At 35.3% G+C, this 21,457-nt stretch carries 18 protein-coding genes and 1 pseudogene; 13 read left to right on the top strand and 6 right to left on the bottom strand.

The genetic code is table 11. From position 1 onward, the window contains the following. From LV89_RS25060 to LV89_RS05745, 8 genes and pseudogenes are all read left to right on the top strand, one after another. A pseudogene (locus LV89_RS25060) lies at positions 1-2,034 on the top strand (hypothetical protein); the annotation flags it as partial. An 840-nt stretch (positions 2,035-2,874) separates the two neighbouring features. Further along, positions 2,875-4,668 carry a T9SS type B sorting domain-containing protein gene (locus tag LV89_RS05775; protein WP_146199091.1) on the top strand — a complete coding sequence of 598 codons (1,794 nt, stop codon included), beginning with the start codon at positions 2,875-2,877 and terminating at the stop codon, positions 4,666-4,668. A 172-nt stretch (positions 4,669-4,840) separates the two neighbouring features. Further along, on the top strand, positions 4,841-6,019 hold the full coding sequence (locus tag LV89_RS05770) for a hypothetical protein (RefSeq protein ID WP_146199090.1): 1,179 nt from the start codon (positions 4,841-4,843) through the stop codon (positions 6,017-6,019). Positions 6,020-6,103: 84 nt separating this feature from the next. Beyond that, the gene (locus LV89_RS05765; protein ID WP_109741920.1) at positions 6,104-6,661 is read left to right on the top strand and encodes an RNA polymerase sigma factor; all 558 of its coding nucleotides are present in this window, start codon (positions 6,104-6,106) and stop codon (positions 6,659-6,661) included. A gap of 54 nt (positions 6,662-6,715) precedes the next feature. Continuing rightward, a complete protein-coding gene (locus LV89_RS05760; protein WP_146199089.1) occupies positions 6,716-8,221 on the top strand; it encodes a hypothetical protein in 1,506 nt (501 codons plus the stop codon). Between the two features lie 11 nt (positions 8,222-8,232). Then, positions 8,233-10,650: a T9SS type A sorting domain-containing protein gene (locus tag LV89_RS05755; protein WP_109741918.1), complete on the top strand. Its 2,418-nt coding sequence runs from the start codon at positions 8,233-8,235 to the stop codon at positions 10,648-10,650. A gap of 973 nt (positions 10,651-11,623) precedes the next feature. Beyond that, positions 11,624-12,055, top strand: coding sequence for a hypothetical protein (locus LV89_RS05750; RefSeq protein ID WP_109741917.1), 432 nt, complete (start codon positions 11,624-11,626; stop codon positions 12,053-12,055). A 380-nt stretch (positions 12,056-12,435) separates the two neighbouring features. Further along, positions 12,436-13,023 carry a peptidylprolyl isomerase gene (locus LV89_RS05745; RefSeq protein ID WP_158279521.1) on the top strand — a complete coding sequence of 196 codons (588 nt, stop codon included), beginning with the start codon at positions 12,436-12,438 and terminating at the stop codon, positions 13,021-13,023. A gap of 283 nt (positions 13,024-13,306) precedes the next feature. Here the strand turns inward: LV89_RS05745 and LV89_RS05740 are convergent, their stop codons facing one another. From LV89_RS05740 to LV89_RS05730, 3 genes are read right to left on the bottom strand one after another with little or no spacing between them, the layout of a single operon-like run. After that, positions 13,307-13,840, bottom strand: coding sequence for an NUDIX hydrolase (locus LV89_RS05740; RefSeq protein WP_109741915.1), 534 nt, complete (start codon positions 13,838-13,840; stop codon positions 13,307-13,309). A gap of 4 nt (positions 13,841-13,844) precedes the next feature. Beyond that, positions 13,845-14,450 (bottom strand): zeta toxin family protein, encoded by a 606-nt coding sequence (locus LV89_RS05735; RefSeq protein WP_109741914.1) that lies wholly within the window; start codon positions 14,448-14,450, stop codon positions 13,845-13,847. Next, positions 14,432-14,710 (bottom strand): hypothetical protein, encoded by a 279-nt coding sequence (locus LV89_RS05730; protein WP_109741913.1) that lies wholly within the window; start codon positions 14,708-14,710, stop codon positions 14,432-14,434. The genes LV89_RS05735 and LV89_RS05730 overlap by 19 nt, the downstream gene beginning before the upstream one ends. Before the next feature lie 137 nt (positions 14,711-14,847). Here LV89_RS05730 and LV89_RS05725 point away from each other — a divergent pair, with 137 nt between their 5' ends. Next, complete coding sequence (locus LV89_RS05725; RefSeq protein WP_109741912.1) at positions 14,848-15,714, top strand: DUF2911 domain-containing protein; 867 nt, start codon at positions 14,848-14,850, stop codon at positions 15,712-15,714. Positions 15,715-15,817: 103 nt separating this feature from the next. Here the strand turns inward: LV89_RS05725 and LV89_RS05720 are convergent, their stop codons facing one another. The 3 genes from LV89_RS05720 to LV89_RS05710 all read right to left on the bottom strand — a co-directional run bounded on the left by LV89_RS05720 (position 15,818) and on the right by LV89_RS05710 (position 18,296). Further along, positions 15,818-17,365, bottom strand: coding sequence for a bifunctional metallophosphatase/5'-nucleotidase (locus LV89_RS05720; RefSeq protein WP_109741911.1), 1,548 nt, complete (start codon positions 17,363-17,365; stop codon positions 15,818-15,820). Between the two features lie 137 nt (positions 17,366-17,502). Continuing rightward, entirely contained in the window at positions 17,503-17,772 is a 270-nt protein-coding gene (locus tag LV89_RS05715; RefSeq protein ID WP_109741910.1) for a hypothetical protein, read from the bottom strand. Beyond that, on the bottom strand, positions 17,772-18,296 hold the full coding sequence (locus LV89_RS05710; protein ID WP_109741909.1) for a hypothetical protein: 525 nt from the start codon (positions 18,294-18,296) through the stop codon (positions 17,772-17,774). Before LV89_RS05710 ends, LV89_RS05715 begins: the two co-directional genes overlap by 1 nt. A 208-nt stretch (positions 18,297-18,504) precedes the next feature. On the opposite strand from LV89_RS05710, the gene LV89_RS05705 reads away from it, so the two are divergent. The 4 genes from LV89_RS05705 to LV89_RS05695 all read left to right on the top strand — a co-directional run bounded on the left by LV89_RS05705 (position 18,505) and on the right by LV89_RS05695 (position 21,359). Then, positions 18,505-18,738 (top strand): hypothetical protein, encoded by a 234-nt coding sequence (locus LV89_RS05705; protein ID WP_109741927.1) that lies wholly within the window; start codon positions 18,505-18,507, stop codon positions 18,736-18,738. Continuing rightward, positions 18,717-18,863: a PIN domain-containing protein gene (locus LV89_RS24870; RefSeq protein WP_146199088.1), complete on the top strand. Its 147-nt coding sequence runs from the start codon at positions 18,717-18,719 to the stop codon at positions 18,861-18,863. Before LV89_RS05705 ends, LV89_RS24870 begins: the two co-directional genes overlap by 22 nt. A gap of 181 nt (positions 18,864-19,044) precedes the next feature. After that, a complete protein-coding gene (locus LV89_RS05700) occupies positions 19,045-19,272 on the top strand; it encodes a type II toxin-antitoxin system VapC family toxin (protein WP_146199087.1) in 228 nt (75 codons plus the stop codon). 23 nt (positions 19,273-19,295) lie between these two features. Continuing rightward, positions 19,296-21,359, top strand: coding sequence for a BatA domain-containing protein (locus LV89_RS05695; RefSeq protein WP_109741907.1), 2,064 nt, complete (start codon positions 19,296-19,298; stop codon positions 21,357-21,359). Positions 21,360-21,457: the final 98 nt, after the last annotated feature.

The following is a 21,457-nucleotide window of genomic DNA, read 5'->3' as shown; positions in this document are numbered from 1 at the left end:
TTTAGTTCAACCGAACAAAGTCCATCAGTAACGGCACCAACAACAGCAGGAGTTTATACTTACTCAGTATTGGTATCAGGAACAGGTGGATGTACAGGCACAGCAACAACAAGTGTAACGGTTAAAGCTTTACCAACAGTAACAGTATCAAGTGCTTCAATTTGTGCAGGAACAGTAGGAACGTTGAAAGTTACAGAAACGGCAGATAGTTATGTATGGAGTGGCGATAACAACTTCTCAGCGACTACGCAAGAAGTATCAGTTACAAAAGCAGGAACATACACAGTGACTATTACGACTAACGGATGTACCGCAACGGCAACAACAACGGTTGAAGTGAAAGCAACGGCAGATATTAAAGCTATTTCTAAAGAAGTTTGTACAGGTGGAACAACAACCTTAACAGCAACAGGCGGTGTAACTTACACATGGTCAGCACCAGATGGCTTCACAGCCACAGGAGCAAATCCAACGGTGTCAGTACAGCAAGTTTATACCGTAATCGGAACAACTGAGGGTGGATGTATCGGAACAGCAACGGCTACTTTAACTATTAAAGATAACCCAACTGTTAAAATTACAGGAGACACCGTTACTTGTTCTGGCGGGAAAGTTACATTAACTGCCAACGCTACAGGAGCATTCACATGGTCTGGAGCAAATAATTTCTCTGCAACAACTGCATCGGTAGATGTATCTGCAGGAACTTATCAAGTAACAGTAACTAACGCAGGATGTAGTGCAGTTGGAACAATTAAAGTAGTTAGTGATAACTTGTCAATCCAAGTAGGTGGAGCAACAGTATGTGAAGGTGGTTCAATCGCTTTAACTGGTGATGCAACTGCAACAACAGGTATTAAATCTTACGCATGGTCTGGACCAAATGGATTTACTTCAACAGAAAAATCTCCATCGGTAACTAAACCAACTGAGTCAGGTACATATACTTTAACGGTAATCTCAAATGCAGGTTGTACAGCAACAGCAACGACAACGATAACGGTAACACCAGCATCGGTTTCAACGGCAGCAGTTGCCTTCTGTAATGGAGGAAAAGCTACCTTGACTGCAACAGGTGGAACAGGAGCAACGTACTTATGGACAGGCGGATTAACTACTTCAAGTATCGAAGTAACCACCGCAGGAACGTATGATGTAACTATCACAGATGTAACAGGTTGTATCTCGAAAGGTAAATTCACTGTAACAGAAACAGCTAAACCAAATGTGGTAATTTCAGGAGCAACTGCCTTATGTGCATCAACATCAACTGAATTGACTGTCAATAAAGACGTAACCAACGGTGAGACTTACTTATGGTCTGGTATCAATGGATTTACAGCAACAACTCAGAAGATAAATGTTTCAACTGCGGGAGATTATTCAGTATTAGTGAAAACAGCAGGTGGTTGTGAAGCAACAGCGAAAGTAACAGTAACAGCAGGATTTACACCAACCGCAGTATGTGGGCCAGTTTGTGAAGGTCAAGACTTAATCTTGAATGTAACAGGCGGATTAACTTACTCATGGTCAAGTCCAAATGGTTTCACGTCATCGTCGCAAAGCCCGCAATTATTGAATGTTAAATTATCTGATGCAGGAATTTACTCAGTAACAGTTACAGGAAATGGTTGTACTGCAACAGTCGTAGCAACGTTAATTGTTTATCCGAAACCAACGGGTATTACAGCAACAACTCAAGTTTCAACTTGTGACCAAGATACGCCTAAGAATGACGGTAAAGTTGTCTTAGCAGGAACATTCACAGGATTGAAATACGACATCGTTGAAGGAAGCACTTACACAGGAACTAAGAAATACGCAGACGCAACAGAAATTCCTACGAATGGAGTTGTTAAATCTGGTATTGCTAATCCAAGTACAAATGCAGGCACGAAATATACAGTACGTGTATTCAATGCCAACGATTGCTACACGGATTACACGGTAACAATGCAACAAGTTGTATGTTCATGTGGAGAAGCAAGATGTGTACCTTATGGTATCATCAAAACGAAAAGTGCTAAGAAGTAATTAGGTAGGTGAGGTTAAGGTATTAGGTCGTAGGTATGAGGTATTAGGTGGGAAAATGGAACTTGAGATAATCAAAATCCATTTTCCCTAACCCCTAACCCCTAACCCCTAACCCCTAACCCCTAACCCCTAACCCCTAAAAAGATAATAATAAAAGTAAAGATGGGATAATCAGGAAAATACGTTTTCAATGCGAGCGAAGACTAACCCTAACCCACGTATGCAAAGCCCTCGAACCAATGGTCGAGGGCTTTCTTTTTCGGAACAATGAAGGATTTGTCACAAGACAAACGATAGCCCACTGATGAAACGGATAATACTGATTTTCGCAGATTTTTTTATTTTATCTGACTGTGTGTCACAGACTGTGCGTCACAGACTGTGCGTCACAGTGTAAATCTGTAAAATCAGTTCAATCTGTGGTCTAAATTTGTCTGCGACAAATAGTTTATAGTCCCGTTTTTATACTTCATAGTGATTCAACATGAGTCATTCCGAATTTTAAAATGATAAAAAGCGGTCGAAAAATTAATTTTGACCGCTTTTTTATGATTGATGGAACAGTGAATTCCTACTGTTTGAGCGTAGCGAGTTTAGGAATTCTTGACTTTTTTGTTACTTTTTGTGTCAAGACAAAAAGTAAGGACGAGAATAAGTACAAGAAACTTATGAATCTCCTAATAATCGCTAATTAAGACGAAAAATTCGGGATGACTCATGTTTTATATTCCATTCAACAACAAATTTTGACAAAAAACGTTGTCGGTAGTATATTTACACATATTTTTCTAACCACCAATTGTTAAAAATTAACATTTTAAACAGAAAAATATAGCAATTGTGCTTAAACAAATACCCCATAAAAATCTATTATTTCTCTTATTCTTCATTGGTTTTACTTGGGTAAGTCATGCCCAAACTATTACTATTGTGAAGGATGGGGCAGGGATATGTCCAGGTGGAAGTATTGGGTTGTTTTGTTCTGAACCTGACATTGTTGATTATACATGGGAGTTTTTACGACCTGCTCCGACAGGATGGTCAACACTTACGGGAAAAACATCAAGTAGTATTAGTCATAATGAAATTGGAAAATACCGCTTAACTGTCCGAGATATAAATGGAGTAGTTAAAATTTCAAATGTTCTTGATATTGTAGGTTTATCAAACCCACCCATACCAGTAATTACTCCGAGTAGAAATGTCACTCAAATTTGTCAAGGTGATTCAATTATTTTAAATACAACAATTCAAACAGGATATTTTTACTACTGGAGTTTTAATGATACTCAACTTGTTGTACCACAAAATGAAGCTATAAAATTAGTCGCTAAAAAAGCTGGAAAATACGAATTATTGATAGTTGATAATAGCTTGAGTAGTAACAGTTGTAGTGCAAAATCCCTCCCATACAAACTTGATTATACCTCAACAGTTACAGTTACAATTGATTCTCTTCCTCCATTTTGCGGTTTAACTACTCCTCCTAAAAATCTAACGGCAAGTCCTTCCGGAGGAACATTTAAAGGAACAGGTATTACAGATAGAACCTTAGGTACTTTCAATCCTGCAACGGCAGGAGTTGGCAAACATGAAATAACTTACGAAGTCTCACAAAATGGTAGTTGTCCAAGCGTTTTTGAAAAACGAACCTTTACGGTATCAGACCCAAAATCTGTCATTACTACCAACACAGGAAAAACACAATTTTGTCAAGGCGATATTGCCACACTTTCAGCTCCTGCGGGAATGAAAAAATATGAATGGTTTTTAGGTGGAAGTCCAGTGGGTTCATTAAATAAATTGGACGTTACGGCAGGAGGAGATTTCCAACTGAAAATTACCGACGATGCTCCATGTTCAAATACTTCTCCTATTGTAAAAATTGAATTTTTCAATGCAACAAGTGTTACTACCGACCTCATTGCCTCAGTTTGTGGAACAGAACACCCTGCTGTACCCCTCAGAGGCACGCCTTCGGGTGGAGCATTTACCATTGATGGACAATTTGCTACCACTTTTGACTATAAGAAATTAGGTATTGGAAGCCACAAAGTGCTTTACAAATTAGACGGTTCATTGCCTTGTTTGCAAGGAAGTTCTGAGCAGGACGTAGTAATTCAAGATTTTCCGAAACCCAATTTAGGCGATGATATTCTTTTAGGAAAAGGAAATGGAATAACCTTAAAAGGTTTCGTTTCGGGTAGAAATATTACTTATGCTTGGTCGCCAAGCAATAATTTAGATGATGCCACCATTGCTAATCCATTGGCTACTCCAAACGTAACAACCCAATATTCTGTAATTGCTAAAACCGATTTAGGTTGTGAAGGCAAAGACACCGTTAATATTGTGGTGTATCAACCAGTGTATATTCCGTCGGCATTTACACCCAATGGCGACTTGAATAATGACACTTGGGAATTGAATGGTTTAGAGGTTTACCCCAATCCAGAAGTACAAATTTTTAACCGTTGGGGAAATATGATATTTTATTCACAAGGAACATACACACCGTTTGATGGCACAGATAAAGGAAAAAATCTTCCCGAAGGAATGTACGTTTACAAAATAAATCCTTTCCCAGACCGCCCCGATTTTCAGTATAAAGGCACATTTATGTTATTTCGCTAATTTTTCACCCCTCAATGCAACCCTTTCAGATTTGACTTACGTCCATATTTTTACAAGGGCGAGAATTGTTGTATCTTACTATTAAGATTGATAATATCGAACCCCAAAAAATATGATGGCATTTTACAAAAAACATATTCAAACAAAAAACTCACCACAGAATATCGGGAAAATGAAACCAATCCTTTATTCATTGTTGACCATTTTATCTCTACAAAGTTGTGATAAAGTGGTTGATGAAACTCCGCCTGTATTACCGCCAACGATTCCACAAGCTACCACCGAAGTTTTTAAACTGAGCTATCCTAATGTAAGTTCATTTGTTTTCAAACCTTTAGAACAAGACAAAACTTGGCAAACTGATTTTGTCACTCCTGCTGGAAAAGTCTTTTCATTAGTTGATTATCAAGGAGAAATTATTGATTTGAATGAATTGGTTGGAACTCCCAAAAGCCTTCCAATTGCTATAAAACAGCATTTTTTGAATAATTATCCTTCCTCTCAAATAGTGATGTTTTATGATGTAATGAAATCTCCGACGGTGACAGATGGCTATAAATTAGTGATTCAAACAGATAAAAATACAAATCTCAATTTGTACTATGATGTAAATAACAATTTTGTTCGAGAAGAAATTCAACCTAACGAAAAAGTCTCTGCTATTGTTTTTACAAGTACCGACCAAATAAATTTTGATGCTTCAATCCCGACAGTCATCAAACAATTTTTGAGTAATAATCAACTCAAAAGTGCCAGTGTGATTATTTATAATTTGGCTGATAAATCATATAAAATTGTCTTGAATTTCAGAGAAAAATTAAACGGAGCTTTGCAAACATCTGAAATTTTACTTTCTGATGCAGGGCAAATTTTGCAGTGGGTATCTTCTATTGAAAATGAATACAGTTATAAAATATTGCCGAAGACAAATTTACCAACAGAAATTAACACCTATTTAGCAACTAATTTACCCAATTGGCAATTTGATTATGGCGTGTCTGAAACCATTTTTGGAAATAATAAAACCAATTTTGTAACGGTAAAAATTGGTCAAAATGATAGCTATTTGATTGTAGATGAAGAGATTAAGAAAAATGATTTAATCTTGGTACGAACACAAGCTTTAGCAGAAAATTATTTGCCCGAAACCGTAAAAACAGCTTTGACAAATAGTTTTAATAACTGGACTTTTGTAAAAGCAAACGTAATTTATGAGCCTTATCGTCAGTCACTTAGTCAGATTGTGACGAATGTAAATCATTTTCAAATTGAAGTAAAACAAGGAACTGACCGTTATGCTGTTCGTTTGGCAAGCGACGGAAATATCCTGTATAAATACCGAATTCTATAAATTTTAATAAAAGATTTAGACCGCCAATGATAAAACTTAAATCAAGGCAAAGCTATTTTGAATAAAACGTACCCTAAACTCTAAATGCCAACAAACGAAAGAGAATTAGTCCTTGCTTGTAAACGCAACGACCCCAAAGCACAAACTGCCTTTTATAATCTGTATAAAGGTCGGCTTTTGGGGGTATGTAGGCGTTATGCACGTACAGAAGCGGAGGCAGAAGACATTTTTCAAGAAGCATTTATCAAAATTTTCAAGAATCTACACACACTCGAAAAGATAGAATCGGTTAATTATTGGGTAAAATCTTCGGTGATTCGTACCGCTATCGACCACTATCGCCACACAAATCATGAAAGAGAACAGGTTGGTTATGAGTATGTTGCGGAGTTTAGCGAAAATGATGAAAATATATTTTCAAGTTTAAGCAGAGAACAAATTTTGAATGTCATCAATACTTTACCAGATGGTTATAGAATGGTGATAAATATGTATTTGATTGATGGCTACACCCATGCTGAAATTGCAGAAATGTTGAATATAACCGAAGGAACGTCAAAATCTCAGTTATCAAGAGGACGGGATTTATTGAAAAAACAATTAATGAAAATTGGTTATCATGACGTAACAAGAGTTTATTAGTAATTGGGAATTAGTGAAAACTAAACCTTGAAATTAATTCGTAAAAATATTAAAATGCAGAATCCAGAAGAAGATATACTCAAACGCTTACTCCAAGATACTTTCTCGGATTATGAGCCTGAGCCGTCCGAACAAACTTGGGAAAATATACGCTTTGCCATTCAGCCTGATGAACCACGTTTTGGCGGAAATTTAAAACGATTTATTTTTCCCGTTGTGGCTTTGCTTTTATTATTGAGCAGCGTAGTGATATGGCATAAAACGGATGATGAAATAGCTAATCCTACTGTGAAGAATACCGAAAATTTAGCCATAAATAATAGAAAAGAAATAAAAGAAAATGAGAATATTACTCACGAATTTAAGTCGAAAGAAAAGCGAGAGGTTGTTGAAAGAGAGTTAGTTACAAAAAGATTTGAAAGTGTAAAAGGTAGTGAAGTATATACTCCAAACAAATTATTAGTAGATAGCGTTACGCCCAAAGAGGAGGAGGAAAAGCTTCTGAATGCCCGCCAGCAATCAGAAGCAATTGTGGTTTTAGACAAAACTTCTGAAAATGTATCAATACCAAATGAGAAAGTTTCAACACAATCTCTTTTAGTAAGTTTAAATGAAAAAGTAGCTTTGACAGAAAGCAAAAACGATGAATTGGGCATAATAGACCTTGAAAATTCGACAGAAAAACAATTTTTTGCGACGGGAAAATTGACTAAAAAGCAGAAAAAGACTTCTAATATTGGCTATAATTTACAAGAAAAGAGCATCGCTAATTTGGGTGATGAAGACAGAATAATCACCGAAAATCATAGTGCTATCAATGATGCCGTAATTGAACAAGTTAGATACATAAAACCACTTGACGTTCTGGAAAGTAAGGATTTGGTATTGGAGAAAGTCAACTTTACAACGCCAAAAATATCCTCAATTTCTATCAATAAAGAGGTTAAACCTATTCGCAGAGCCACCTATTTGAGTGTTAGTATTACGCCTTTACAAACGTATAGAATACTAACGGTCAATAATCGTGGCGTTCAGAATTTATTAAAAAATAGCCTTTTTGATGCCGAACGAAATGGATTTGCGTTTGAAGTAGGCATGACGAAAGCAATTGCAAATACGTGGAATTTTAGAAGTAATATTTCGTATTTGAAAATGCGTCAATGGGCAGAATATCAAGTTTCTACCGATGAAATATTGGTTAAAAATACCTCTGCCATTACCAATAGTATCGAACAAATCGGCGAACGTAAAACAGAAAGACAAACCCTTGAAATGGTAGGTTTGAAGGTCGATGTTCAGAAATTTTTACGAACATCAATCCGAAATCGTTATTTTATTGCCACAGGTACGCAATTGATGTACGACCCCGCTAACCGTCAGTCCAACGTGTTTGTAAATGCTTCGGCAGGTTTTCAGCACATTATCAATAAAAATTGTTTCTTGACGGTAGAACCAACCGCCAATTATTTATTAAACAATATCAACGACTCAAAAAGCCTCATACAGTCCAGTGCATATAATTTAGGGCTAAAAATTGGGCTGAATTTTAAAGTTCAATAAATCAAATAATCATGAAGAAATTTACACTTTTATTCGCTACGTTGCTGGCGATGTTTGGCGATGCTTTTGGGCAGAAGGAAACAAGGTTAGTTTGGGAACAGGGATTAAACACTCGTGTGGACTCTGTTTTTTATAGCCTTATGGGTGGTATTTCTCGAACCTCACAAGGGGAGATTGTTGTAGGCACAGATGAAATAAGAGTGTTTTCTGAAAATGGAAAATACTTATTGAAGTATTCTGATATTAGCCAAAGTAACGTCTTATATAGTCTTGCACAAGGTAAGAAAATTAATTGGAGTATCAGTAAAGAAAAAGTTATATTGGTTGATAAATCCTTTAAGGTATTGGTTACTCTTGATAATGTAGAGCCAAAAAGCATAATTGAAATTGAAGATGGAATATTCTTATTTACAACAGGAAAAGTCATAAAATACGATTTTTCAGGGAGAGAGTTATGGCAGTATCAACTAAAAAATAAAATAAATAGTTTTAATATTTTGGATAATAATGAATGGATTTCAGGGTTGAAATCTGACAACATTGTATCTAATTACACTCTATTTTATCATGATGATAATTCTGGTAAAGGGCAAAGAACTATGATAAGAATCAATGGTAAGAATGTAACAGAAATGACCATTGATTTCATGCCAGAAATGACGATTCCTACTATAGATAAAGGTTTTTGGGCTATTGATTTACGAGTACCAGTTATGGAAGAAAGGGTTTACATTAAGTATGACTCTACTGGGAAAAAAATGTTTGAAATTAACCCCAGAGATATTAAACTTGGAATTTCATATGTAAAAGATACAAGACCTGTAGGAATAACTCCCAACGGCTCGCTCATCTTTGAAAGTAATGGTCAAAATGCCTCAGAACTCCTTTTTTTTAGAGTAGATATGACTGGAAAAGCACAAGCCACCGAAAGAATAGGTATAGCTGATTACACAGGGTCAGCCCCCTCAAAAGTCATAGCCTTATCAGAAGACTCATTACTTTTTGCAGGTCCAAAATATTATGTAACTGGAAATGTAATTTTTGGAGCTGCTTCTTTTTCTGATAATAAGGTTAATTGGGGTAAAGTGGATAAGGTTGGCTCATCAATCGGTGTTGTTGGAAATCAATTTTTGAATCAAAATTCAGAAAAAATAGAAAGTTATGATTTACAAGGGCAGTTGTTGTGGGTACACCGAATTACCAATTATCAACGATTTAATCGTTTAGTGCAAAGTAGTTTGTATCCATCATATTCTCTGTACCAACCATACTATTTGAGTTCAATCTATGAATGGAAGGGTGTTGAAGAATACATTTATTTAAGAGAAGTTGGTTTTGTAAGAAAGGTACGTGTTTCAGATGGGGCTTTAATATGGAGAATTAATCAGTTAAATGAAATGAGATTATTTGATGAAGATAAAGATGGGAATTCCTATTGGATTAATGAAAACGGTAATTATAACAAAAAGAAAAAGACAGTATTTATCGTGTCGAATAAAGGAGAAATAAATAAAATTTTTGAATCTCCCAAAGAAGATTGGAATCTTGAAGGATATGGTTCAATTTATGAAAGATTTACTATATCCATAGATATTCAAAATAAGAATATTTATACAATACCCTTAGAAGAACAGGTAGATAAAAGTTTGAGATTCTTTTTAAGGAAATATGCTTATCGTTGTCTATACGACTTGGCAGCCACCGCCCAAGCCACAGGCAAAACAGAAGCCTGTTCAGGCACAAAGGTAAAACTATCTACAACTAAACAAGATGGATTAACCTACCAATGGCAAAAAGATGGAAAAGATATTCCGACCTTCAAAGATACTGTGCATGATGTGGAAGAATCTGGAAACTATACGGTTACGGTAAAAGATGAAATATGTCAGAATCAGGCAACATCAAACGCTGTGAAAGTAATCATTAAACCCACTCCCGAAGCCAGCATTTCTACTGATATTAAAGGCGTAATTTATGAACCCTTCAAAGTAAAAATGACTGCTAATATTGGTACAGGTTTGAGCTACGAGTGGTACGAAAATGATACACTTATTGCCAATGCTACCACGGCGATTTATGAAGCAGGTAAATCAGGGACTTATCAAGTGAAAGTTTCAAAAGATGGCTGTATGAAAGTATCAGAACCATTCAAAATCAGTATTTTAATTCCTTTGGCAAATGAAAGCGAAGTAGGAGAGGAAGAAGTATTGGTTTATCCGAACCCCGTCAAAGAAAATGATGCCTTTCACATTGTCTTACCAACATCATTAAAAAACGCCAATGTTCAATTATTCGACAGTTATGGACGTGAGCATACCTTTGATTATGCCAACGGACAAGCACAAATAACAGGTCTTCAACAAGGAGTTTATTTTTTGCGAGTATCTAAACATGACAAAACTGTTAGTAGTAAAATAATTATTGAGTAGTAAGTTGAAGACAAAAAAGAAAGCCACTCCGAATATCGGGGTGGCTTTGCTGTGAAACCTCTTTAAACTTCTCAATTAAATCTTTTAGTATCGGAATTATCTAATATTTGGCGGACTCTTTTAAGGTTACACTTCTCCGAAGTGGGTACGAGAATTTTCACTATATTCTACAAAGGTTGAACCTCTCCGAGGTATAAATCGACACAATTTCGGAGAAATTCAACCTTTGTAGCACAAGAATAGCCTCGAATTACGGGCTTCGGAGAAGCCTAACCTTAATTCCGCCAAATAGTAGATAATTCCGTTTAGTATTTATGATGAAATGTAATTCGACGGTTTGGATTACATAATTATTGAACATTTCCAAGAAACTACAAATCGTATTATCCAGCCCTATCTGCTACTCAATCTCCGAAGTGAAAATGCTATTGAGCTAACTCCTCACATTCAACAGCGAATAACATCTTTTGTCTATTACTGAAACTAAAATTAGTGGATGATTTTTACTTTTTTCTGAGAATGAGACGAAACCTTGAAAAGAAAAGACGAAAATTTTATTTCATGATAATTGAAGTCGTTTTTTGCTTTTTTATGATTTTAATCAATTCAAGACCTGATTTTTAATCCTGACCCTATATGGTATGAAAATGTTGATTTTTTTACTTAAAAGGGTGTTTTTTCTTAAAAACAGGTTTGAAAAATAGGTGTTTTTTGCAAAAAAATATTTTTTTATTAAAACTAAAATTCTCTGATACGTACTCTTTGAAATTAGGCTTTTTTACCTAATTTTTAGTATAAACCTCTTTTTATGATAAATACATTTTTTACTTAAAAGCTGTTTTTGGGTAATGAATACCTTTACGTTTTGATTTTAAAAAAATCTTATTAATGCTTTGAATTATTATATTTAATCATAAAATTTATGTAACAACTGAGTACAATCACTCAGTCATCAACGTAAAATGTTAAGAAAATGACAATAGAAAATCAATTCCAAGCGATAACAGATAACCTAAATACAACAAATAATGAGGTAGAAATCCTTGATTTATTAGTTGATAGCAATAATATGTTTTATGATTATTCTAAGAATAGAGTAGTTTCATTTATACATGGAAAAAATTATCATTTAGTATTATTTAATGCTCAAGAGGGTGACAGAGGATTTACCATGTACACCGTTGAAAACTTCTGTGAACATGAAGCAGATTTGGTAATGTTGCGTAATATTTTTGCGTATGCCATTCATAATGGACTCAATAATTACCTAATGCGTATGGCTCGTAGTAAGGTGGAAGATATTTTTTACATGACTGATACTTTCAGAGCTTTATTCAACAAACCAAAACCAATTGATGATTACGAAGTACAAACCCCAAGATTGCCTTCTTCATTAACATACTGATATGCCAAGCCCTTCTAAATTTTAGAGGGGCTTTTTATTGGGAAAGACAGCAAGCACTTAGTTGATTTAATACTTAGTACACTGTTTAATAAGTTATTTCAACTTCCCGAAACAATTCCATTGTGGGTTAAACTTTCGGGAAGTTCCCACAATCAAAGATTTTAGGATAAAAATTATTTAGAAAACTTATTAAACAGTGTACTTAGTATCAAAATATTGTATTTTGTGTCATTCTCAGAGGACTCTGAGAAACCTATTTAAAGAAATTAGCAGGAATGTAAATCCAAATTTGAAAATAGTTATTTACTTAATTTGAAAATGAAGTATTGGGTAGTAAATTGGTCAAAATGATTGAATCAAGACTATCCAAGAACTTTCAAATGACTATCTTAAAACGCCTTTTTATATTTGTATTGACAGTCGTAAGTCTTTTTTCGTGTAAAAAAGACTTACGACTTTTTGATAAAGACCCTAAAACGTTTTTGACTGAATACGGAAAAGAAAACCCTGAAAAAGAGGTTGTTATAAAAACCGTTGGTGGAGATATTACTATAAAGCTATATGAAAAAACGCCTTTGCATCGGGCTAATTTTGTCAGATTAGTCAAGTCAAATTATTATATTCACCGTACTTTTTATCGGAATGTTTATTTGACCGCTATTCAAGGTGGAGGGGAATATGAAGACCAATTGGATTATCTCGTTCCGCCCGAATATTTCCCAGAACTTACCCATAAACGTGGGGCAGTTGCAATGGCAAGGTACGATGAAGGTAATCCAGAAAAAGCATCTTCTCCTACTGAATTCTTTATTGTAACCAATGCTAATGAAGCAAAAAAATTAAATGGACTTTATGTGGTTTTTGGGGAAGTTACCAAAGGAATGGACGTAGTTGATAAAATTCAACAAGCCCCAGAATATTACGAAAAACCTGCAATTCCTGTATTTTTCAGAATTGAAATGCCGTGAGGGTTTGGGTTTATGAGCTTATGAGTGGATGAGGATTTGAGTTTTGAGTATTTGAGGATGTGAAGAGTTGAGTATTTGAGGTCTTTTTATCAAACTGTGTCAATTTCTACTTTCGGTTTCAAAAATGCTTATTTCAAGGCAATGAAACCATTTTTAAAAATACTTCACACTGTTGAATGAAAATACTCGAATATAACCTTCCATCATATCCTCAAATCCTCACATTCTCAACTCTTCAAATTTTCAGATCCTCAACTCTTCACATCCCCAAATCTTCACATCCTCAAATCCTCTTCAAAACCATTCTCATAATTGAATCGCTATCATTGAGTTTTTGTACTTCTGAAATGGCTACCCATGCCAAATCTGTGGATTCTGACGAAATCGTTAATGGTTCATTTATATCAGCTTCTAATAAAAACCTTACGTCATAATGTAAGTGTGCAGGTACACCTTTACGCTCAGGGATTTCATGAATGTCAATATCAAAAATATCCGAGCTAATCACTTGAATATCAGAAAGTCCTGTTTCTTCTTGTGCTTCTTTGAGTGCCACATTTAGCACGTCAGCATCGCCATCACAATGTCCACCCGTCTGAAACCATTTATCTAATTTTCGGTGATGAGTCAATAGCGTAAATTGACGAGATTTATCGACAATCCAAGCTGAGCCTGTAACGTGTCCTATGAGTAAAGAGCGTTCAAAACAGTCGGGGTTTTCATTGACAAATGTGGTAATTTGTTCAGTAAAAATGGTTTCTTGTTTGTTGAAAGGTTGATGCTTTTTGAGGAGGTCAATTAATTGATTTCTGTGCATGAGTTTAGATTAATGCGGGTAAATATTCGATAAACCATTGAGGTAATAAATCGGCAATATAGCGTTTTTTATGATTTGAAATTGCTAATAGCACTCGTGGAATTCCCGATGATGTATCCCAAATATATAGATTGTCTATTAAATGAAAGTTTTGATTTAAGAAACGTAAATTGCCAAAATAATTATGAAAAATAGCATAAGGAGGAACGAAAAACCCATTGTTTTGGACTCTATCCTTTACTCTTATTTCTGATAGATTTAAGGTTGCTAAGCCTAAGAAAACCATATTTATAGAGTAGTTTTTTTCTTTAAAAAGATGAATCGTATCCCATGAGTTTGCATTACTAAAATGTCCTTCATAGGCAAAATCTTTTTGTGCTACAATTGCGTCACTACTCAATCGTTTAAACTCAATAATAGTCTCTTCTTCTGCTTGTTGCACAGCATATTTATGGACTTTTATCGATTGTTTAGCCAAGATAAGTTTCTGACTAAAGATAATATCTCCGTCAAAAATAGATAAATCCTGAGCAGAACTGGGTAATAAATTTCTTCCAAATGTAGATTTTCCAGCACCATTATGTCCTGCAATTATGTATAAATTGGGCATGGTAATAAGTTGAATTTTTCTCGTAGATTATCGGCTTCTTCAATAGTTAAAAAACGTAGAACTTTATGGTTTTGAGTTTGTAATTCAAACTCCGCAATTGCAATATCTCCATTTGCGTATTCATAATAAAAGTGGTTATCACTAAGGTCTAATTCTCCGAGCATAAAAGGCATATTTTTTACAAACTTTTGCTCTCTTAATTGTTCAATAGATGAACTTGCTTGCTTTTCTAAATCAAGAATAAAATCGGGCTTGTGCATGATATTACTGTTTAGTTTAATGGAACAAATCTACTCATTTGTCGTGAATAATTGCCCATTCGACAAAAAACTAAACTCTTTTGAAGATATACTGTTAAATTTGAACAATACAATCTAATATAAACGAATAACAAAAAATGAAAAAACTGTTCTTTGCCGTTTTGACGTGCATTTCTCTTTCAGCTACGGCTCAACTTCGTTTGCCACAACCAAGCCCTGCGGCTTCAGTTTCTCAGGTAGTTGGCACAACTGATATTTCTGTTAAATATTCTCGTCCAGGATTAAAAGGGCGTGATGTATTTGGTGGAGTGGTTGCTTATGATAAAGTTTGGAGAACAGGTGCAAACGGAGCAACGCAAATCACCATTTCAAATGACGTATTGGTGGCTGGTCAAAAATTGACAGCGGGTACATATTCTATCTTTTCAATTCCTACTTCTGGAGCTTGGACATTGATTTTCAACAAAGATATTTCAGCTTCTGAACAAACGTATTCGCAAGATAAAGATGCTTTGCGTGTAAGCGTAAAATCTTCTCCAGTAGCTAAAACAGAATGGTTTACAATTGATTTCTCTGACCTTTCTGACAGTACTGCGAACATGAATATCACTTGGGCTGATAAAAAAATTGTTGCTCCTTTAGCGATTGAAACTTCAAAAATGATTGAAACGGCTATCGCTAAAGCAACTACTGACAATGCAGGTTTAATGCGTGGTGCGGCTGATTATTTGCAAGGAAAAGGAAAATTAGACCAAGCTTTGAAATTGGTTAATTCTTCAATTGCAGGGGCTGAAACTTTCCGTAATCTTTGGACTAAAGCTCAGATTTTGAGTAAATTAGGTAATTATGGTGAGGCTTTGCCATTGGCTCAAAAAGCTCTTTCTTTAGGACAAGGTGACCCATCTTTTGGTTTCTTTAAAGATGCTATCACAAAAGGTATTGCGGATTATACTGCTAAAATTCCTGCGGCAGTACAAGCTGTTCCTTTGAAGAAGAAAAAATAATTGCTAAGTAAAAAGGAGCGAAGGAACAGAGTACCAAAGTGGCGGAGAAGTTTCCCCTATCACTTAGTTCCTTTGTTCCTTCGCTCCTTTGTCTCTCAAAATTCTACATCTTCTTCATATAAGCAATCAAAACCTTTCTTACATCATTACGAATATCGTTAATATCTTTTTCGTCAGATTCTGTCACTTTAATTACATCAGGGTTTTGGTAAGTTAAATATCCAAAATTAGTTTCTTTTCCTTCCATCATAAATTTCGGAATTGACACATAATAATCTTGGTTTACGTCCAATAATTTACCGTTGATAAACCACTCATTTTTAGCGTCATCGTGAGTGATTTTATCCCATTGTAAAAAACCTCCATTTCCTTTGTTTTTCAAACCTGTTTCTAAAATTCGTTCTAATAAACGTCCTTTCATGGCTACTTCTACGATTTTTCCACCGAAAGGCAGAATACGCATAATATCAAGTTGTGTGATTTTTCCAGAAATTTGGTCGTCAATTCGTACTGAACCACTATTAAAAACGGAACAATCAACTGGTTTTGAAGCAGCAGCAGTCATTGATTGAGCAATTAAATCTCCTAAATTGGTATGTCCATTTCGCATACTACTTTCACGCCCATCCAACGGTTCTGTAACTTCTGCCACAACATCATTTTTATCCATACCCGCTTTTACGATAGCAACATCCATAATATCATCCCACTTTTTTACAACAGTTGCCACCGCAGAATCTTGTGGAATACTATCGTTAATTTTACGTAAATCACTTTTAATAGTTGCCGTTTTAGTTTCGGTATTATAAGAAATAGTATGAACATAAGCCGTTTTTGCGTTTGCATCAGCTTTGGCAATGACTACGCCTTTTACCGTTTCAATCATATTATCATGGTCATGTCCGCCCATTAATAATTTGACATCGGGCAACATTTCAGCCAATTTTGCGTCATCAGCTTTGTTGATGTGTGTAATACCAACCACAAAATCACATTCATTTTTTAGAATGTCATAAGTGTTTTTAGCACTTTCAAAAAAGTCTCCATAATACACAAAATCCTTTTTATTTGATGGTAAAACGATTGAGAACATACCCATTTTTACCGATTTTCCTTGTGCATTTTTGAAACTCAAAATTGCCGTTTTGGGGAATGGGACTTTTACGCCATCAACCGTTTTGCTAAATGGCTCTAAAACACCTTTTTTATTTTGTAAAGCATTAGAAGCAAGCCAGTTAAATTTAGATTCGTCGATGCGTTTTTGTAAATCTGCTTCGTCTAAATCAAATTCATGGTTTCCCAAACCGACCCAATCAAAACCAACGGCATTCATGGCTTCTACCATTTGGCGACCTTTGATGCTTTTTCCTTCATATTTAAAGGTACTGATAAGAGCAGGGTTTAAGAAATCTCCCGCCAAAACTGTAAGAGTGTTTGGATTTTTCTGGAGTAATTCTTTGCGTAAAGTGGCTACACGAGCCATTCCGCCTACTTTTCCACCTTCTAATGGTGAAATTTCGTACACGTCATTTACATGAAGAAAAGTGATTTCTACCGTTTTATCTGAGGCTTTATTGGCGGTAGGTTGTGTTGATTTACACGAAAATAAAAGAGCTGTCATTAAACAGCCATAAAAAAATAGTTTGTTCATATTGGTTGATGGTTTCAAATACCAAAAAATGGTTTCAATAACAAAACTAAGTTTTATTCTAAAGACTTTCAATCAAATACTGATGAAACCCCGAAATCTGCGATAAGAGGGATAAACTGGTTATTTCGTTTTTCAAGCTAACAAAAATAAACAGTGTTTACAGAATTTGTTACTTCAAGACTTGACCAATGACAATTACAAATAAATGTGTTTTCGACTCTTGCAAAACCATCAACTGAATAAGAATCTACCAAAGTAAGATTGCCTTGAAGTTTCAAATACAATTGATGAAAATGATAATCTTCTATTCTTTTTTCAACGATAACGAATCCTTTTTCTAATAATTGGTTGACCAATCGAGTGACAGGTTCGCAAGCTCGGCAATCATCTACTACAATTTCAGTCATTATTTTAAAGGGATTTCTTTTACGAAGGTTAATTTTTTGGTGTAATCACTCACAAAAACTTGCCAAGCACCACCTGCTCCATGATTGGGATTCGCCAAAGTTAAGGAAACTGCCACTTTTATCGTGTTGTTTACTGTGTATTCTCCTACTTTTGGACGAAAACCAAAGGTCGGGTGCGGACTAACTTGCAAACTTGCCCAATATTTTACTTTGTCGTAATTGACATCGGTTAAAGATTTTTCAATGCTATAAAATTCTGATTGCCCCGGTAAACCACCATACAATTTTGTTTGAGCAGGAATTTCAAAAACCTCCCAAGCATCAACCCCGGGATAATTTCCAGAACCTTGCCAGCGTTTTGCTTTTATCAAAAGAGAATCATCAGTAGCTTGAACCGCCTTGATGCCCGATTGTGCAATAAAAGATGATAAAAGTGCGGAGCTTTTTAGCGTTGGAACATTTTTCTGTCCGCAAGCAAAAAATAAATAAGTCGCAATGAGGAATAAAGAAAATCTACGTGTCATAGTTTTTAAGGTTTTTGTTTTAAAATTAACAAATGTTACTTTTAAAATCTTAGTAGGCAGATTATTATTTCAAAATAATATTGTGATTTCTTTCTTGGTCAAAACTGGAATAAATTTTGATTAAGTAATATCATAAGTAAATCAATCACGGCTTTTTTGTAGTTTTATGTTATGAATGATTATTTTACTAATCAAAAATACTGAAATCATGGAAATACAATATCTTTCTGATGAACAGGGACGACATACCGCCGTTCAAATTCCTATTGACGAATGGAATAAACTTACCGAAGAAAATGAGGTTTTTAGAAATTTTGAGAAAAACAATTCCTCTCAAAAAAGACCTTCAGATTTTCGTGGTGCAATTTCTAAAAACACTGCCGAAAAATTAATACAGTATGCTACACAAGCCAGAGTAGAATGGGACAGAGATATATCTTAGACACAAATACAATTATTGATTATGTAGGCGATAAACTTCCACAAGATTCAGCTTTGATAATGGATAGATTAGTAGATGAAGAATTGAACGTTTCCATCATTAGACTTCCTGCGAAAGTGTTTTAAGTCGTAAAACAACATCTTTTCGGCTACCAATAGCGAAAATTTTTCAACCGTAGCTCTGCTATGCTTTCAAAATTCCCGCTATTTTCACTCGAAAATATACCATTTTTCAATCATAAAACACTTTCGCAGGAAGTCTATTGCAAAAATTGAAACATTGGGGTTCAATGGTGAAGAATCTGAAATGCAGAAATTAAAAGATTTTTTGAGCCTTTCAAAAATATATTATGTAGATGACGTGGTTGCTGACAAAACCATTTATTTACGTAAAAAATACCGTAAACTTAAACTTGGAGATGCCATAATTGCCGCAACGGCAATGGCAAATGATTTAACTTTGATTAGCCGTAATACCAAAGATTTTGAGAATATTTCTGGGCTGACTTGTATCAATCCTTATGAATTAAAATAGCCTAAAATCTTTGCTGAAAAAATATGCAATTTCTATTTCCAACCTTTCTTTGGGGACTTTTGGCTTTGTCAATTCCCGTCATTATTCACCTGTTCAACTTCCGTAGAACTAAAAAAGTGCTATTTACCAATGTCGCTTTTTTGAAGGCAGTCAATACCACAACATCGTCTTTTCGCAGATTAAAACATTTGTTGATAATGGCGGCACGTATGGCGTTTATTGCGTGTTTGGCTCTTGCGTTTGCACAACCTTTTTTACCTTCCAAATCAGGAAAAGGTATGAATGCGGGCGGTGTTGCCAGTATTTATGTGGATAATTCGCTTTCGATGCAAAATGAGTTAGATAAAAAATCTTACTTAGATAAAGCCATCGCCAAAGTGGAAGAATTATTGGCGGCTTTCCCACAAGGTTCTCAATTACAGTTGGTTACGAATGATTTTTCGTCGGATGAACATAGCGTTGGAAATACCCAACAAATAAAAGACCGCACTACTACCATTAAGTTTACGCATACGCCACGTAGTTTTGAAAATATTCTGAAACGTCAGGCAAATTTGGCTTCAAAGCATAATTCGCAAGGAGGAAATCAATATTTGTGGTTTTCAGATTTTCAAAAATCTACTTCGGGAGATTTAACAAAACTTAAGTTAGACTCAACTTCACGCCTTTTTATTGTACCTGTACAAGCAAAAGCCTTGCAAAATGTGTTCGTAGATTCAGTTTGGATGAGTACGCCTTTTGTGCGTGAAATGTCCACCAATCAATTGACGGTCAGATTGTTTAATACAGGAGAACGTGCCGTTGAAAATCTACAAGTAAAATTATTTATCGACGATACGCAGGTTTCTTCAACCATTGCCAGTATTCAATCAAAGTCGTCAACAACGGCAAATTTTGCTTTTACCGTAAAAGGAAAAGGCTTCAAAAAAGCTCGAATTTCATTTGACGATACGCCAATTACTTTTGATAATGATTACTATTTTGTGTTGAATGCCGCCCCAACCATCAAGGTTTTACATCTTTACGGACAAGCATCGGCAGGCAAATACGTTCAGACGGTTTTTGATAATGATAGTGTCTTTGCCTTCCGTAGTTTCTCGGCTTCTAATGTTGATGTTGGGCAGTTCAAAACCGCAAATTTGGTAGTTTTAGAAGGTGTGCAAAATATTGATGGAAGTATCAAAACGGCTTTGCAAGACTTTGTTCGTGCGGGTGGAAGTTTGTTTGTTATTCCTCCACAAACGCCTGATTTACAGAGTTACAACGCTTTTATGGGTACGTTTAATGTTCGTGGCATTCAGTCGAGAACCATTACGCAAGCTGATTTTACGCCATTGGCTGAACCTGTAAAAACGTCATCGTTTTTCATTGATATTTTTGATAATTCAACGCAAAAAGAATTGCTACAAATGCCCAATCAAGGAGGCGTTTTAACGTGGCAAGCAATGGGAGATAAACTCTTGAATTTCAGAAATAATCAACCATTCCTGACGGCTTCTAATGCAGGAAGTGGCAAAGTGTATTTATTGGCTTCTCCACTTGATGCCACTTTTGGGGATTTTGCTCGCAATGCTCTTTTTGTTCCAATTATGTATAAAGTTGGAGCGTTGAGTGTTCGTCAAGAACCAACAGCTTATTCTTTTGAACAAAATACATTTACGGTTGAAGTTGATGATATTCCAAAAACTTCCACCTTTAAATTGAGAAAGGGGAAATTGGAGATAATTCCTGTTCAAAATTTGAACGGAAAGCAATTAACGATAGAATTGCCAAAAGCCAATCAATTAGCCGATAATCAGGCAATTGAGTCGGGTTATTACGAATTGGTTTTGAACGGAAAAGTAGAAAGATTGGTCGCTTTTAATCACGACAATAAAGAATCAATGATGAATTTTTATAGTGTTGATGAATTGAAATCAATCTTTGATGGCAAGAAAAATGTACAGGTTTTCGATAAAATTGATGATGCTGATTTCGTAAAAACCTTTAAAGACCAAAATTTTGGCGTGGCTCTTTGGAAATATTTTCTAATTGCCGCTTTAGCATTTTTAGCCCTTGAAATTTTATTGATGAGATTGATGAAGTAATTTTCAAAGGGGTTAAGGGACAAAGTGGCAAAGGGACAAAGTGGCAAAGGGACAAAGGGACAAAGTGGCAAAGGGACAAAGTGGCAAAGTGGCAAAGG

Origin of the sequence: Arcicella aurantiaca, assembly GCF_003148625.1 — a bacterium.
Taxonomy (GTDB): domain Bacteria; phylum Bacteroidota; class Bacteroidia; order Cytophagales; family Spirosomataceae; genus Arcicella; species Arcicella aurantiaca.
Note: the sequence above shows the minus strand (reverse complement) of the source record. Positions and strands in the feature narration are given on the sequence as shown.

Excerpts from the sequence above, each read along its gene's own strand:
- LV89_RS05750 (WP_109741917.1), top strand. The coding sequence starts at position 11,624 with ATGACAATAGAAAATCAATTCCAAGCGATAACAGATAACCTAAATACA.
- LV89_RS24870 (WP_146199088.1), top strand. The coding sequence starts at position 18,717 with ATGGGACAGAGATATATCTTAGACACAAATACAATTATTGATTATGTA.
- LV89_RS05725 (WP_109741912.1), top strand. The coding sequence starts at position 14,848 with ATGAAAAAACTGTTCTTTGCCGTTTTGACGTGCATTTCTCTTTCAGCT.
- LV89_RS05700 (WP_146199087.1), top strand. The coding sequence starts at position 19,045 with ATGCAGAAATTAAAAGATTTTTTGAGCCTTTCAAAAATATATTATGTA.
- LV89_RS05755 (WP_109741918.1), top strand. The coding sequence starts at position 8,233 with ATGAAGAAATTTACACTTTTATTCGCTACGTTGCTGGCGATGTTTGGC.
- LV89_RS05730 (WP_109741913.1), bottom strand. The coding sequence starts at position 14,710 with ATGCACAAGCCCGATTTTATTCTTGATTTAGAAAAGCAAGCAAGTTCA.
- LV89_RS05760 (WP_146199089.1), top strand. The coding sequence starts at position 6,716 with ATGCAGAATCCAGAAGAAGATATACTCAAACGCTTACTCCAAGATACT.
- LV89_RS05765 (WP_109741920.1), top strand. The coding sequence starts at position 6,104 with ATGCCAACAAACGAAAGAGAATTAGTCCTTGCTTGTAAACGCAACGAC.
- LV89_RS05710 (WP_109741909.1), bottom strand. The coding sequence starts at position 18,296 with ATGACACGTAGATTTTCTTTATTCCTCATTGCGACTTATTTATTTTTT.
- LV89_RS05695 (WP_109741907.1), top strand. The coding sequence starts at position 19,296 with ATGCAATTTCTATTTCCAACCTTTCTTTGGGGACTTTTGGCTTTGTCA.
- LV89_RS05770 (WP_146199090.1), top strand. The coding sequence starts at position 4,841 with ATGAAACCAATCCTTTATTCATTGTTGACCATTTTATCTCTACAAAGT.
- LV89_RS05705 (WP_109741927.1), top strand. The coding sequence starts at position 18,505 with ATGGAAATACAATATCTTTCTGATGAACAGGGACGACATACCGCCGTT.
- LV89_RS05745 (WP_158279521.1), top strand. The coding sequence starts at position 12,436 with ATGACTATCTTAAAACGCCTTTTTATATTTGTATTGACAGTCGTAAGT.
- LV89_RS05715 (WP_109741910.1), bottom strand. The coding sequence starts at position 17,772 with ATGACTGAAATTGTAGTAGATGATTGCCGAGCTTGCGAACCTGTCACT.
- LV89_RS05735 (WP_109741914.1), bottom strand. The coding sequence starts at position 14,450 with ATGCCCAATTTATACATAATTGCAGGACATAATGGTGCTGGAAAATCT.
- LV89_RS05720 (WP_109741911.1), bottom strand. The coding sequence starts at position 17,365 with ATGAACAAACTATTTTTTTATGGCTGTTTAATGACAGCTCTTTTATTT.
- LV89_RS05740 (WP_109741915.1), bottom strand. The coding sequence starts at position 13,840 with ATGCACAGAAATCAATTAATTGACCTCCTCAAAAAGCATCAACCTTTC.